Annotated in this window: 12 protein-coding genes and 1 pseudogene; all 13 read right to left on the bottom strand. The window is 57.2% G+C overall.

The features are described 5' to 3' along the window. Positions 1–59, bottom strand: a 59-nt coding sequence (locus tag FHC52_RS23080) for an IS1 family transposase (protein ID WP_136697432.1), incomplete at its 3' end; no start/stop codon positions are given. A gap of 82 nt (positions 60–141) precedes the next feature. Further along, positions 142–2,874: a glycosyl hydrolase family 18 protein gene (locus FHC52_RS19850; protein WP_008500009.1), complete on the bottom strand. Its 2,733-nt coding sequence runs from the start codon at positions 2,872–2,874 to the stop codon at positions 142–144. A 257-nt stretch (positions 2,875–3,131) separates the two neighbouring features. Beyond that, positions 3,132–3,929 carry an A24 family peptidase gene (locus FHC52_RS19845; protein ID WP_032656401.1) on the bottom strand — a complete coding sequence of 266 codons (798 nt, stop codon included), beginning with the start codon at positions 3,927–3,929 and terminating at the stop codon, positions 3,132–3,134. Further along, positions 3,926–4,411, bottom strand: a complete 486-nt coding sequence (gene gspM, locus FHC52_RS19840) for a type II secretion system protein GspM (RefSeq protein WP_021240906.1) — start codon at positions 4,409–4,411, stop codon at positions 3,926–3,928. Before gspM ends, FHC52_RS19845 begins: the two co-directional genes overlap by 4 nt. Beyond that, a complete protein-coding gene (gspL, locus tag FHC52_RS19835) occupies positions 4,408–5,550 on the bottom strand; it encodes a type II secretion system protein GspL (RefSeq protein WP_032635605.1) in 1,143 nt (380 codons plus the stop codon). The genes gspM and gspL overlap by 4 nt, the downstream gene beginning before the upstream one ends. Positions 5,551–5,565: 15 nt before the next feature. Further along, the gene (gene gspK / locus FHC52_RS19830) at positions 5,566–6,576 is read right to left on the bottom strand and encodes a type II secretion system minor pseudopilin GspK (RefSeq protein ID WP_032656397.1); all 1,011 of its coding nucleotides are present in this window, start codon (positions 6,574–6,576) and stop codon (positions 5,566–5,568) included. Next, a complete protein-coding gene (gspJ, locus tag FHC52_RS19825) occupies positions 6,573–7,202 on the bottom strand; it encodes a type II secretion system minor pseudopilin GspJ (protein ID WP_025912913.1) in 630 nt (209 codons plus the stop codon). Before gspJ ends, gspK begins: the two co-directional genes overlap by 4 nt. Beyond that, positions 7,199–7,582 (bottom strand): type II secretion system minor pseudopilin GspI, encoded by a 384-nt coding sequence (gene gspI, locus FHC52_RS19820; protein ID WP_023292909.1) that lies wholly within the window; start codon positions 7,580–7,582, stop codon positions 7,199–7,201. The genes gspJ and gspI overlap by 4 nt, the downstream gene beginning before the upstream one ends. Continuing rightward, on the bottom strand, positions 7,575–8,060 hold the full coding sequence (gene gspH, locus FHC52_RS19815) for a type II secretion system minor pseudopilin GspH (protein WP_032674445.1): 486 nt from the start codon (positions 8,058–8,060) through the stop codon (positions 7,575–7,577). Before gspH ends, gspI begins: the two co-directional genes overlap by 8 nt. Further along, complete coding sequence (gene gspG, locus FHC52_RS19810; protein WP_008500018.1) at positions 8,060–8,509, bottom strand: type II secretion system major pseudopilin GspG; 450 nt, start codon at positions 8,507–8,509, stop codon at positions 8,060–8,062. The genes gspH and gspG overlap by 1 nt, the downstream gene beginning before the upstream one ends. Positions 8,510–8,512: 3 nt before the next feature. Next, positions 8,513–9,720 (bottom strand): annotated as a pseudogene (gene gspF, locus FHC52_RS19805) (type II secretion system inner membrane protein GspF). Further along, complete coding sequence (gspE, locus tag FHC52_RS19800; protein WP_220420218.1) at positions 9,720–11,198, bottom strand: type II secretion system ATPase GspE; 1,479 nt, start codon at positions 11,196–11,198, stop codon at positions 9,720–9,722. The pseudogene gspF and the gene gspE overlap by 1 nt, the downstream one beginning before the upstream one ends. A gap of 13 nt (positions 11,199–11,211) precedes the next feature. After that, complete coding sequence (gene gspD, locus FHC52_RS19795; RefSeq protein ID WP_032674443.1) at positions 11,212–13,134, bottom strand: type II secretion system secretin GspD; 1,923 nt, start codon at positions 13,132–13,134, stop codon at positions 11,212–11,214. Between the last annotated feature and the right edge of the window lie 9 nt (positions 13,135–13,143).

Genomic DNA, 13,143 nt, shown 5'->3' with positions numbered 1-13,143 from the left:
TTACGCACCACGCCTTCAGTAGCTGAACAGGAGGGACAGCTGATAGAAACAGAAGCCACTGGAGCACCTCAAAAACACCATCATACACTAAATCAGTAAGTTGGCACCATTACCCATTCCCGCAATCCACGGTTCAGAAGGTTATTTGCAGTCTGTTGAAGGACCTTCTTTCACCCATACATCGCTGTTAGCCGGGTTGTCACCGCGGGTCCACCATTTGGCACGGTAAACGTTGCCCTGGTAGGTTGTGGTTTCGCCGCCGTTATAAACCAGGTCAGAACGCCAGTTCATCTTCACGTTGCTGACCAGCTCCCAGGCATCCACACCGAAGCCAGGCTGGTTGCCTTGCGTCCAGTACTTCGCTTTCCACACCAGATGGTCGAAGCTCACGGTATCGCCACTGTTGTAGATTTTGCTGGCATCCCACGCGGCATATTTGCTGGCGTTAGCATCGACAGGCGCATCGCAGCTACCGGTTGCAGACCCTTCGTCAGATGGCGGGGTCACGTCATCAGACGGAGGCGTAACTTCATCAGAGGGTGGCGTTACGTCATCAGACGGAGGTGTAACCTCATCAGACGGTGGTGTAACGTCAGCCGGTTTCGGATTCACGGTTACCTGCACGTTAGACTGCACGCTGGTTTTGCCGTCGCCTACAACTACGCTCAGCGTATAGGTAGACGTGGTGGCAACGTCTGGTGCAGTGATCGTCACGTTCGCGGTATCGGTACCGGTTGCATGCATATCCGCTGGCACGCTCCAGGAGAAGGTCATCGCATCACCGTCTGGATCCACAGCCTGCGCGTGCAGAGCATAGGTTTCTCCTGCCTGCAGCGTCACTGCCTCCATTGCGTTCACGACTGGCGCCTGGTTAGCTTTTGGCGCTTTGTTCACAACCTGCACATCAATGGCGTTGCTCAGGCCTTTAGCATCCGTAACCGTCAGGCGGAACACCATGGTCTGATCGCTGGTCGCTGCCGCAACGTTGAAGGTGGCTTTCGCTTTGGTGCTGTTGGAGAGAGTTACAGATGGGCCAGAAACCTGGGTCCATTTGTAGGTAATCGCATCGCCATCTGGATCGCTGGAAGCAGAACCATCAAGCGTGACGGTTGCCGGGCCAGAGACGTTCTGATCCGCAGAAGACGCGATTGGCGCATGGTTGGTGACCACCGGATCGACCGGGGTAGAACCGCCCAGCAAACTTTCGTTCATCGCGTTCAGGATGTCGCCGGTATCAGAGTCAATAGACCAGGCAAAGAGTCCACCCAGGTTTTTCGACAGCACATACTTGCCTTTAGCGGCGGTAGAGCGTGCATCTTCATAGGTGATCAGGTCGCCGGTAGACTTATTGAAGACATATGGCGCTTCAGCATTCGCGTCGTAACCATATTCCCAGCCAGGCTTGCCTTTGTACTCGTTAACGATCTGACGGTAGTCGACCACGCCAGGTTCCCAGGTACCTTTCACCATACCGGTTGCGGTACCCGTGAATGGATTGTCACCGGTGTAGCCATGCACGCCAGTCCAGCCGCGGCCATACATGCCCGCACCCACCACGATCTTGCCTGGCTGTACGCCCTGAGCAAGCAGCGCGTCCACGCCGTTCTCGGTGGTGTAGTTCGTGTCCGGACGCCATGACGGCGCGCGCAGTGCGGCCTGGTGGCCCAGCTCGGTGTTGCTCCAGCCGCCGTAGAAGTCATAGCTCATCAGGAAGATGTGGTCGAGGTACTGCTGAGCAGCGGTGTAATCCACGTCTTCAATCTTATCGCGGCCCGCACCGATGGCGCTGGTCAGTTCATAGGTACGGCCAGTCTGTGCAGACAGCTCGTTCAGCATGGTGCGCAGGTCATGCATCAGGGCGGTATACGTCGCTTTATCCTGCTGCGGGTTACCCAGGTGTTCGCTCACGCCGCCGCCGCCAGGGAATTCCCAGTCGATATCCACACCGTCAAAGAACTTCCAGGTCTGCAGGAAATCTTTCACAGAGGAGACGAAGCGGGCACGGATTGCCGGGTCGCCCATGTGGAAGAACGGATCGGACAGCGTCCAGCCACCGATGGATGGCAGCACTTTCAGGTCCGGATGCGCTTTTTTCAGCGCCATCAGCTGGCCAAAGTTGCCTTTGTACGGGTCGTCCCAGTTGGAGACGCCAGACTGCGGTTTTTGCAGCGCAGCCCACGGATCGTGAATGGCGACGGTATAGTCCGGACGGCCCGCGCAGTCGCGCTGCAGTACGGAGAAGCTGTTACCGCCTTCAACGGTTTTCAGGCCATCGTTGATGCCGTCGCCGCCACAGATTGGAATGAAGCCATAGAGGATGTGGTTCAGGTTCGCTGCCGGGATTTTATCAACCGGGAAGTTACGATCGTAAACGCCCCATTCAGGGAAATACGCCGCAACCACTTTATCAGTATGTTTGGCGAACGTTTTGTTGTTCTCCTGCAGCGGCGCGTTCAGCGGCAGCAGATGGCTGCCGTCGGTGTCCGCCACGATGATCAGCTTGCTGGCGCTTTTGGTACAGCCGCTGGCATTACAGACTTCCACCTGCTCCTGATAACGTCCGCCCTTTTTCACTTTAAAGGTGGCTGAGCCGCTTGCACCAGCTGCGCCGGTCCACACGGTTTTACCATCCAGCAGCACTTTTGCAGACGTTGGCGCGTCGCCGCTCCACACGTTCCACTCGACTTTCACATCCACGCCGTCGTTATGTACCTTGACGAGGCTGTTGTAATCCTGCGCGGCCTGATCCACCTCGACCAGCGCAAATTTGTCATTGCCGGAGCCGATGGTCGGTGCACCTGGCGCAGCAGCGAATGCAGAACCGGTTGCCGCTGCAATAAAGAGCGCCAGATATTTAGGCTTAATAAATTTCATTTTTCTTTCCTGATAAATTTATTCGTAAACGAAATTGATCCATGTCTTCCTTTAGAACATGGAATGATATTCACATAGTGCGTTTTTAAATACGCAGACAGCCGTTATCCAAACCTTAAAGACGCGTTGTATTCCTCCATTAAAAGATACAAGCTAAAAATCCGTGTAGCTTATGCCTTTTACGATACACTGAGGATAAAAGGTCGTCCTTCTCTTTCCTCGTCGAAAATATTGATAAAAAAACTTGACCCGGTTATTTAATAGGTATTCACAAATAGCTGGCAGGTATAGAGCGCTATTCCAGCAAAAGCCAGATAAGGTCCGAAAGCGATGGTTAGGTTATTTTTATTCGATTTATTTAATAGCAAATAGCCCACTATGCCACTTAATGCGGCAATTAATTCAATCGCAGGCAGTGACTGCCAGCCGCACCAGGCGCCCAGCGCCGCCAGCAGCTTGAAATCGCCGTAGCCCAGCCCTTCCCGACGGGTAAGCAGACGAAACGCCCAGTACACCAGCCAGAGCGAAAGATAGCCTGCCACCGCGCCGAGCAGCGCATCACGCAGGAGCAGCCCGTGGCTGAAGGCGTGGAACAGCAGCCCGGCCCAGAGCAGCGGCTGCGTCAGGCAGTCGGGCAGCAGTTGGTGCTGTCCGTCAATCATCGCCAGCGGCAGCAGAAAGGCCGCCAGCACCCACAGCGAGAAAAGGGATGCTAAGTCCGGTATCCAGCGGGCGGTGAGGCCAAAGAACACCGCCGTCAACAGCTCGAGTAAAAATAACCGCAGCGGAATCGGCGACTTGCAGCAACGACAGCGTCCCCTCAGCACCAGCCAGCTCAGCAGCGGGATGTTCTCCCATGCGCGCAGAGCATGCTGGCAGACGGGACAGTGTGACGCCGGGAAAAGCAGGTTGCTGCGGCTCTCCTCCTCTAGCACCATCCCCGGCACGCGATCCACCACAACGCCGAGAAAACTCCCCAGGATCGCGCCGAATACGCCGCTCATCGCGGCAAACCCGACGGGATAACTCTCCCGGACGAGTATCAGCCCGTTCATGCCACTTTTTTCCAGGTCAGCTGGATTTCGGCCTTCACGTCGCTCAGGTGATCCACGGGCGTGAGGTTCATTTTCTCCAGCCTGACGCCTGACGCGAGGTTCATCTCTCGCAGCCAGTTTTTTAATTCATACACGTTGACCCGGTTCACGACAAAGGCCAGAGTCTGACCGTCCTGACGAATATCGGTCAGCGTCAGGTTAATTTCATGCGCGCTATTCTCCACCACGCTGCGTGGATTATCGGTTTTCACCTGTAGCACCGGCAGATGATTTTTATCAATTTCTGTTTTCATCCAGTTTACCGTTTCAATTTGTCGCGCCAGCGTCGCCTGGCTATTTTTTATCATGTTATCCAGGGGAATTATCCCTGCGTAATAGATGACGGCGCTGCATAAAGCTCCCGCCGCTATTTTTAAAATGAATTTTTCTCTGGTGCTGTATTGTTGATAACGAGATGTAAACTGTGCAATTCGCGCTTTCATTTATATTTCCCTGTAATCATGGCCGTATACGGCGCGTCCTTTGAAATAGGCTGTAACGTAAAATCAAAATTCGTGCTGGCCTGATGAATGAATTCCTGTAATGCCTGCTCGTTTTGCGCACTCACGCTTAATGTCAGGGTTCCCTGCGTGTCGTCATATTCAAACAGCGTAATTTCCATCGACGGAACGGACTGACGGATCTTTTCCAGTTCGTCCATCTGCAAAAAAATGCCTTTAGGCTGCTTCTTGATGTTCTGTCCAAAATGGTACTTAAGGTTGGTCTGGTGGCGCATACTCGGAAAATGGTGTTGATAAAGCTCGACCATCTCCTGCTGCACCTGATTTTCCCGATCTGCCAGCATCCACGCCAGGGTGATGCGGGGGCCGAGCAGCAGGCCCAGAGAGAGAAGCCCCATCACCGCGACGGCGGCCTTCATCCCTTTCGCCGCCCTCGCGCTGGTCGCTTTCGCGCTGAACGCACCGTGCAGCACGTTGACGCGGCACGCCCGCCACTGCGGCTGGATCAGCACCAGCGGATGTTCTGCCGCCAGCTGTTCGTCAACCTCAATGCCCGGCGGGATGTCCCCGTAGCAGCGGACCTCGCCCTCTCCGGCTTTTTGCATCAGCAGCGGCAACAGGCCAACCTCAACGTTACAGGCGATATGCGGCGACAAGCGCAACCAGTAGTTCTCTTCCCGCGCAACCAGCGTGCTTCCACCCGCCGTGACCGGCAGCAGCCAGGCGTCAGGCAGGACCTGAATGACCTTCAGGCCCGCCTCGTGAAAGCGGGTCAGCCACTGCTGCAGGCGGGCGGAATCTATCGCCACGGCGTCCACCTCGGCGCCTTTTTTGTTCAGCACCGTCCAGTGGAGATCGTCCACCTCACCAATCAGAGTCTCCTCCGCCATCCACGAGAAGGCGGTCGCCTGCGACGCCATTTTCTTCGGCAGCGTAAAGTGGCGGAAGATCATCTCACTGGCGGGCAGCAGCAGACACACGCGCGCAGCAAGAGGATGGTCGGCAAGGGTATGCAGCGCCTGCGGGGTGTCCAGGGTTGTAACCTGTTCGCTTCCCGACTCACACCACATGATTTTCCCGTCCTCACGGCTGTCGGGACGAACAAAAAGGACCTGTTTCATAGCGTTCTACTTTTCTTATTCAATCATTCGGTAACGACGTTGCCACGTCACAATTTCACCGGCTTCGTTATTCACCTGAAGCTGGCTCACCACGCGAAGCGTTAACTCATCGGTATTGCCGGTGTAGTTGACGCGAAAATACCGGCTGTTGATGGAGAGCAGCCCGGCCACCTGCGGCAACTCTTCCTTCAACTGCGGGAAGGCCTGTTCCAGCGCTTTGCTGAAGACGTCCATGCTTTCCCAGCCGGTTTCCGGCCGCGACTCAATCAGGCGTACGGCATCGTCCGCGGTGAGTTTTCCCGGGAACAGGGCTGCCAGTAAGGGCGCCTGCTCCGGCGTCAGAGTATTGACATCCACCTTGCTGGCCGAGTCCGGCAGCGCGCATAACAGCTTGCTCACTTTCGGGTACGCTGCAGCAGGAAACGCCGGCAGCAGCTTGATCTCGGCAAGGGTGCGCATCATCTGATTCGCAGGCTGACGCGCCGGCACTACGCCAGACCAGGCGTCCATCTCCGCGCCCTCTTTCACCGTCGTGGCGTCGCCGTCGAGATAATCCACCAGCTGCTGATAAATTTCTTCCGCCGCCGTCTGGCTGATGCCGCCGTCCGTCAGGATCTGCTCGACAATCTTCTCTTTTCGCGGTTTTTCCGGCACGGTTGACGCATTTTGATCCTGAGCCACTTTGTCTGCGGCCAGCAGGTTATTGACGTTGAAGCAGTCCTGCGCGTCGTCGACCTGGCTGACCACCGTATAGTCTTCACCCTGCGTCTCCAGCGGCTGGTGCCAGTCGCCCTCCGGGTCGAGCGGTTTGCTCTCGCCGCTGGCGTCGTTCTGCAACCGGTCTTTCACCACTTTTTCCTGCGCCTGCATTGCCCAGCGCAGCTGCTGCTGGCTCACCTGATAGTGGGTTTTCTGCAAATCACGGCAGAACTGCTGGCTGATTTTGGCCGCCAGGGCCGACATCATGACCAGCAGGATCAGCACAACCAGCAGGGCAACACCGCGTTGCTGATGGACCCGGCTCATGGCTTCACGTCCGGCGCAGGCGCATTTTGCGGGGCAGGCGCGTTTTCTGCCGCCGGTGCCGCCGCTTCTGGTATCTCTCCCGGCGTGGTAAACACCCAGCGCCAGGTGTCGCCATTTTCCATGGTCAGCGTAAGCTCCACGCCGTCTGGCAGATGGGCAGAGTCACCCCAGCTTTTTTGCCAGCCCTGGTGATAAAACCGCCACTGCATCGCTTTCACCTCGCTGACGATAGGCACTTCATCGGGTTTGACGTCCGCCGGGCTGTCAATCACCGGCCAGACGTCGCGATACAGACGCCCTTCTTCCAGCCGCCAGCGCACGCGCTCCAGCTGGACCGTGCCACTCACGCCGTTCAGCGTGGTAAATTCCACGGCATCGCCATCCTGTAAAAACAGATCCGGCGCGTTGCGCGGCGCCCGCGCCTGCAGCTGGAAAAAATCGCGCTCCATCAGGCTCCAGGCACGCTGAAGCTGATTAAGCTTCGCCGCGCGGGTATCGGTTGCCGAACTGGTGCGCATCGCGCCGTCGAGAATTTGCCAGGCCAGGGTGCTGATGACCGCAAAAATGGTCAGCGCAATCATGATCTCCAGCAGGGTAAAACCGCGCTGGCGTCGGCTCGTCTTCACTTGCTCTCTTCTCCCGGCCCAATGATCTGAAGCGAAATGACCGGCTGGCTTTTATCGCCTTCGGCGTAAACGCGGATGGCATTGGCCCAACCGCTATTGGCGGTTTTCACCCGCTGCTTATGCCAGTACCAGCTGCGCCCCCCCATGATTTCCGTCCCCTGCTCCTCGGCATCGGGAAAATCGGTTTTGCTAAGCTGGGCTTCAGCCAGCTGATTTTCTGCAACCCAGCTGGCCTGCAGCGTTTCGGCCAGCCCGTGGGTGAAGCGCACGTTCAGGGAGACAGAATTCATCAGCGCCAGCGCGGCGGTGGAGAAAATGACCAGCGCCACCATCACCTCCAGGAGCGTCATCCCGTTCTGCTTAACCTTGCCTTTAGTCATCGTTCTCTACCGAAACCGGGGCCGCGCCCTGCGACACCACGCGGAAGTGATGCTGTTTGTCGTAACTTTGCAGCGTCAGCGTAAAACGGCCAATCTCACCGTCCGGCAGAAAGAGGATCTGGGGGTCGGCCTCGACGTTAGCCGCCAGACGCTGAGGCGAGAGCGACACGTGCATCTCTTCCGGGAAATCGCCCTTCGTGGTAATACGGCCGGCGGATAACGGCACCCAGTGACGTTCGCCGTTTTTATCGTCGAGCGTGACCAGCTGATATTTATCGGTAGCGATCACCAGCCCGACAATATTTCCGTCCATGACCGCGCGGTCTGAACCATAATCAACGAGGGCTTTTAATTGCTGACCAAATATATCCGCACCGCTGCGTGAGGGTATTGTTGAGACAACCATCATGGCGCAACTGGCAAATATCACCAGCGCCAGAATAATTTCCAGCAACGTAAAGCCGCATTGATTCTTCATTATTTCTCTTTCTTATCCAGAGACCAGTTCGTAATATCGTCTGCGGTGTTGGCTTCGCCATCAGGACCGGCAGAGAAGACGTCTACGGCGCCGTGTTCACCCGGGCTGACGAGCAGATAATCGTTGCCCCACGGATCCTGCGGCAGGCGGCGAATATAACCGTCGGCGCGGTAGCCGTTGGGAATAGGCGCGATCTCAGGCTTGGTCACCAGCGCCTGCAGCCCCTGCTCGGTCGTTGGGTAGCGGTGGTTATCGAGCTTATACATATCCAGCGAGCCTTCGAGCGCAACAATATCGCTGGTCGCCTTTTGCGCGTCCGCTTTTTCTTTATTACCCATTAAATTGGGCACCACCATACTCGCTAAAACGCCGAGAATAACGATCACCACCATTAATTCGAGCAAGGTGAACCCCGCCTGGCGAGCCAGACGTTTTGTTTTTATAGCCATGATTTAACCTACCATATTATTAAGTTGCAGAAGCGGCTGTAATATTGACAGCACGATGAATAAAACAATCGTCGCCATGGAGACCACCAGCGCCGGTTCAAATACCGAGAGCGTTAACGTAATACGATGCTGTAGCGCCGACTCCTGGTTTTCCGCCGCGCGGTCCATTAAGTTGCCTAACTCGCCGCTCTCTTCGCCGGAGGCAATCATGTACAGCATGGTGGGCGGGAATAATTTCGCCTGCTCCAGCGCGGCATAGAGCGAGGCCCCCTGACGCACGGTATCCGCCGCCTGCTCCAGCACCTGCCGGGCGTAGAGGTTTTCGATACCGTCCATCGCGATATACATCCCTTCAAGCAGCGGCACGCTGCTCGCCTGCAGGATGCTGAGCGTGCGGATATAGCGAGCGCTGTTGATCGCGCACACCAGCTTTTTAATCGGCGAGCCGTTCACCAGCCAGCTGTGCCAGCGAAAACGGTTTTTGGCGTTTCTGAGCCAGGTCTTAAAGCCAACAAATCCGCCGCCGAGGATCCCCACGATGTAGATCCCGTACGCCTGCAGGAAATCGCTCACCGCAATCAGCGTGCGGGTGGTGATCGGCAGCTGCTGCTTCATGTGGGTGAACTGCTCGATCACCTGCGGCACCACCGCCACCAGCAGAATGCTGATGACCGCGATGGCGACCACGGTGAGGGTAATCGGGTAGACCATCGCCTGCGTCAGCTTGCTCTTCATCTTCTGGCGCTGCTCGTTGTACTCCGCCAGCTTCTCCAGCACGTCGCCCAGGTGGCCGGTTTTTTCACCGGCCATCACCAGCGTGCAGTAGAGCTTGTCAAAGGTGCGCGGGAACTGGCTGAAGGCGTCGAACAGGGTGTGACCTTCCACCACCTTCTCGCGGATCTCCACCACCATTGCCGCCAGCTTGTTGTCTTCCGTTTGCTTCGAGATCGCCTTCAGCGCGCTCTCGAGCGGCAGTGCGGCGTTGACCAGCGTGGAGAGCTGACGGGTAAACATCGACAGCACCGGCGTGGAGAGCCTGGCTCCGGTTTTTGCTTTTCCGGCAGACGCCGCTTCACGGGTTTCGCTGATGCTGACGGGCATCAGCTTTTGCTCGCGCAACATCTGGCGAACCTGCTTTGCCCCTCGGCCTGCAGCGTGCCGCGCTGGGTTTTGCCTGCGACATCCGTCGCCGTCCAGGCGTAGAAGGCCATTACGCATCCCCCCCGCGCTCGGCGGTCACACGCATCACCTCTTCCAGCGAGGTGACGCCGCTAATCACCTTCAGCAGCCCGTTTTCGCGCAGGCTGTAAGCCTGCTTAAAGAGCTGCGTCTCGATGGACATTTCGTCTTTATCTTCATGAATGGCGCGGCGCATGGCGCTGTCAACCACCAGGAACTCATGAATACCGGCACGGCCCTGATAGCCGCTCTGGCGGCAGTGTTCACAGCCCACCGCGCGATAAATGGCTTTTGGCGGCGCGTCCATAAAGCTGAACAGCGCTTTTTCATTGGCATCCAGCGGACTGGTGGTCCGGCAGTGCGTACACAGCCGACGCACCAGACGCTGGGCAATGACACCGAGCAACGATGAACCGATTAAAAAGGACTCCAGCCCCATGTCCCGCAGACGCGTAATCGCCCCGGCGGCGCTGTTGGTGTGCAGCGTAGACATGACCAGGTGACCGGTGAGCGACGCCTGTACCGCAATTTGCGCGGTTTCACCGTCACGAATTTCCCCGATCATCACCACGTCCGGGTCCTGACGCAGAATAGCGCGCAGCCCGCGGGCAAAGGTCATGTCCACGCGCGGGTTAACCTGCGTCTGCCCCACCCCTTCCAGCTCATATTCGATCGGGTCTTCCACGGTCAGGATGTTGCGTTCGTGACCGTTCAGCGCCGAAAGAATGGCGTACAGGGTGGTACTTTTACCGGAGCCTGTCGGCCCGGTGACCAGGATAATGCCGTGCGGGCGGTCAATCAGCCCTTTTAACTTCTCCAGCTCTTCATCGATCAGGCCCAGCTTGTTGATGTCGGGCTTGAGATTGCTTTTATCGAGCAGGCGCATGACCACGCGCTCGCCGTACTGGGACGGAATGGTCGAGACGCGCACGTCGATCGCCTTGCGGCCAATGCGCAGTGAGATACGGCCATCCTGCGGCAGACGTTTTTCGGCAATGTCGAGTTTCGACATCACCTTGATACGCGACACCAGCAGCGGGGCGAGCTTACGCGCCGGTTGCAGCACCGGGCGCAGCACGCCGTCAACGCGGAAGCGAATGCTCAGCGTGCGCTCAAAGGTTTCGATATGGATATCCGACGCGCCGTCCTTAACCGCCTCGCCGAGAATGGCGTTGATCAGGCGGATCACCGGCGAGTTTTCGTCGTTATCAAGCAGATCTTCGTTATCCGGGATCTCCTCGGTTAACGCCATCAGGTCGATATCCGCATCCATGTCGTCCACCAGCTGCTGTGAAACGCCGCTGCTCTGCTGCCAGATTTTGGCCAGCATCTCGTCAAACGCTTCCGGCGTCACAGTAACCGGGACGAACGCGCGGCCCAACACCCGGCGCACTTCCAGCAGTGCTAACGCCGGGGTGTCCTCACGGATATAGACGTAATTGTTGTAAAGCAGAACGCCGTTATCTTTTGCGTAGCTGCTGCTACACAGTGTTTTACTCAGTTCGTCCACGTTGCCCTCCGCCTTACTCTTTAAACGGATTGCGTGTCGCGCTGGTTTTCACCGGTGCGGCGTGAGGGCTTGCTGAAGGAAACGCGGGCAGGACGGCATTGTCGCTCGGCTCAACAATACCGAGCTTTTTCTCTTCCACGCGCTGCATCTGGCGCACCCGGATCTGGTCATATTTCTCTTTCGAGGCCGCGCTGTAGTTGTCGTCGTCACGCAGGACGGTGGTATGAATGAACACCATCAGGTTGCGCTTGGAGGTATCCTGGGAGGTGTAGCGGAACAGCTGACCGACCAGCGGGATATCGCCGAGCAGCGGCACTTTGGACACGGACTGTTTGGTCACATTTTCCATCAGACCGCCAAGCACAACCGTCTGGCCACTGTGGACCATCACTTCGTTATTGATCGTGCGCGTATTGAAGGTCGGGCCGAGGCTGGAGTCTTCCGTCGCGCTGTTGTCGACGCTGGAGACTTCCTGCTCAATCTTCAGATGGATCATGTCGCCATCGTTAATCTGCGGCACAATTTTCAGCTTGGTACCGACCGTCTTACGCTCAACGGAGTTAAAGACGTTATCGCCGCTGGTGGTTTGCGAACCGGAAAGTACCGGCACATCCTGGCCCACGTTGAACGACGCTTCTTTGTTATCCAGCGTGACCACGCTTGGCGTGGAGAGGATGTCATTTTTGCCGTCGGTGGAAAGCGCAGTCACCAGCGCACCAAAATCACCGTTAAAGAAGCCGGTCGCCAGGCCAGTGAAGCTCGCCCCTTTCATGGTGCCATTTTTAATCTGGCTGATTGGCAGTCCGGTGGAGCCGAACTGCACGCCGCCGTGCTTGCTGGTCCACTGCACGCCGAGATCCAGGCCGTTCCCGTCCTGCACTTCCGCGATGATGGCTTCCACCAGCACCTGCGGACGACGGATGTCCAGCTTGTCGATCACCTTCTCAAGGGAGTTCATCACGTTAGGCTGGGCGGTAATCACCAGCGAGTTGGTTGCTTCGTCGGCGGTAATGTTCAGATCGCTGGACGCTGGCGCGGTTTTCGACTTCGGCGCGCCGGCCTTGTCCTTCAGCTGCTCGCCGATGCCGGTGAGTACCGGCACCACCTTGGTGGCGCTGGCATACTTGAGGTAGAAGACGCGGGTATTCCCCTCGTTGTTCTGCTCGCGATCCAGCTGATGGATCAGGGAGCGGGTCCGCGCGCGCGCATCTTCCGAACCGCTGATCACCAGGCTGTTGGTTTCGTCATCGGCCACCACTTTGGTCGCCAGCTGCGGCGCGTTCTGCCCTTTCTGCTCTTCGTTGTTGAGGTTATTCAACATCTCCGAGAGCTCTTTGGCGGACGCAAAGCGCAGCGGCACGATTTCACGACGCTGAATACCGTCTTTGTCCACGCGCTGAACCAGATCCACCAGGCGGTTCACCACCGAGGCTTTACCGGTTAGCAGCAGGACGTTGGACGGCTCAAAGTGGACCACGTTACCGATGCCGGTGGCATCGTTGAGCTGACGCAGCAGCGGCGCCAGCTCGCGAACAGGCACGTTTTCCATGCGTACGACGCGGGTGATGATCTCGTCGCCTTTGCCCGGATTTTTACCGTCGGCCAGCGGCGCACCGGCGGTGCGGGCAATGCTCGAGCGCACCACTTTAACCATGCCGTTATCCATCGGGATCACCGACAGGCCGTACAGGTCCAGCACGCTCAGGAAAAACTGGTAATATTCGTCTTCCGTCAACACGTTATAGGTTCTGACCGACACCGTGCCCTGCACGGACGGGTCGACCAGAATGGTTTTGTTCAGATTGCGGCCTACCGTATCAATAAATTCGCGGATATCGGTGTTTTTAAAGCTGGCGCTAAAGTTAGCTGCGAGCAGCGAACTGGAATATAACGACAATGCGGTCAGCGCCACGCACGCCCAAGGAAATTTCTTCATGTCTGTACA

The sequence above is a fragment of the Enterobacter sp. EC_64 genome (genome assembly GCF_019584165.1).
Classification (GTDB): Bacteria; Pseudomonadota; Gammaproteobacteria; order Enterobacterales; family Enterobacteriaceae; genus Enterobacter; species Enterobacter roggenkampii.
Note: the sequence above shows the minus strand (reverse complement) of the source record. Positions and strands in the feature narration are given on the sequence as shown.

Coding starts and splice junctions, on each gene's coding strand:
- FHC52_RS19850 (WP_008500009.1), bottom strand. CDS start 2,874: ATGAAATTTATTAAGCCTAAATATCTGGCGCTCTTTATTGCAGCGGCA.
- FHC52_RS19845 (WP_032656401.1), bottom strand. CDS start 3,929: ATGAACGGGCTGATACTCGTCCGGGAGAGTTATCCCGTCGGGTTTGCC.
- gspM (WP_021240906.1), bottom strand. CDS start 4,411: ATGAAAGCGCGAATTGCACAGTTTACATCTCGTTATCAACAATACAGC.
- gspL (WP_032635605.1), bottom strand. CDS start 5,550: ATGAAACAGGTCCTTTTTGTTCGTCCCGACAGCCGTGAGGACGGGAAA.
- gspK (WP_032656397.1), bottom strand. CDS start 6,576: ATGAGCCGGGTCCATCAGCAACGCGGTGTTGCCCTGCTGGTTGTGCTG.
- gspI (WP_023292909.1), bottom strand. CDS start 7,582: ATGACTAAAGGCAAGGTTAAGCAGAACGGGATGACGCTCCTGGAGGTG.
- gspH (WP_032674445.1), bottom strand. CDS start 8,060: ATGAAGAATCAATGCGGCTTTACGTTGCTGGAAATTATTCTGGCGCTG.
- gspG (WP_008500018.1), bottom strand. CDS start 8,509: ATGGCTATAAAAACAAAACGTCTGGCTCGCCAGGCGGGGTTCACCTTG.
- gspD (WP_032674443.1), bottom strand. CDS start 13,134: ATGAAGAAATTTCCTTGGGCGTGCGTGGCGCTGACCGCATTGTCGTTA.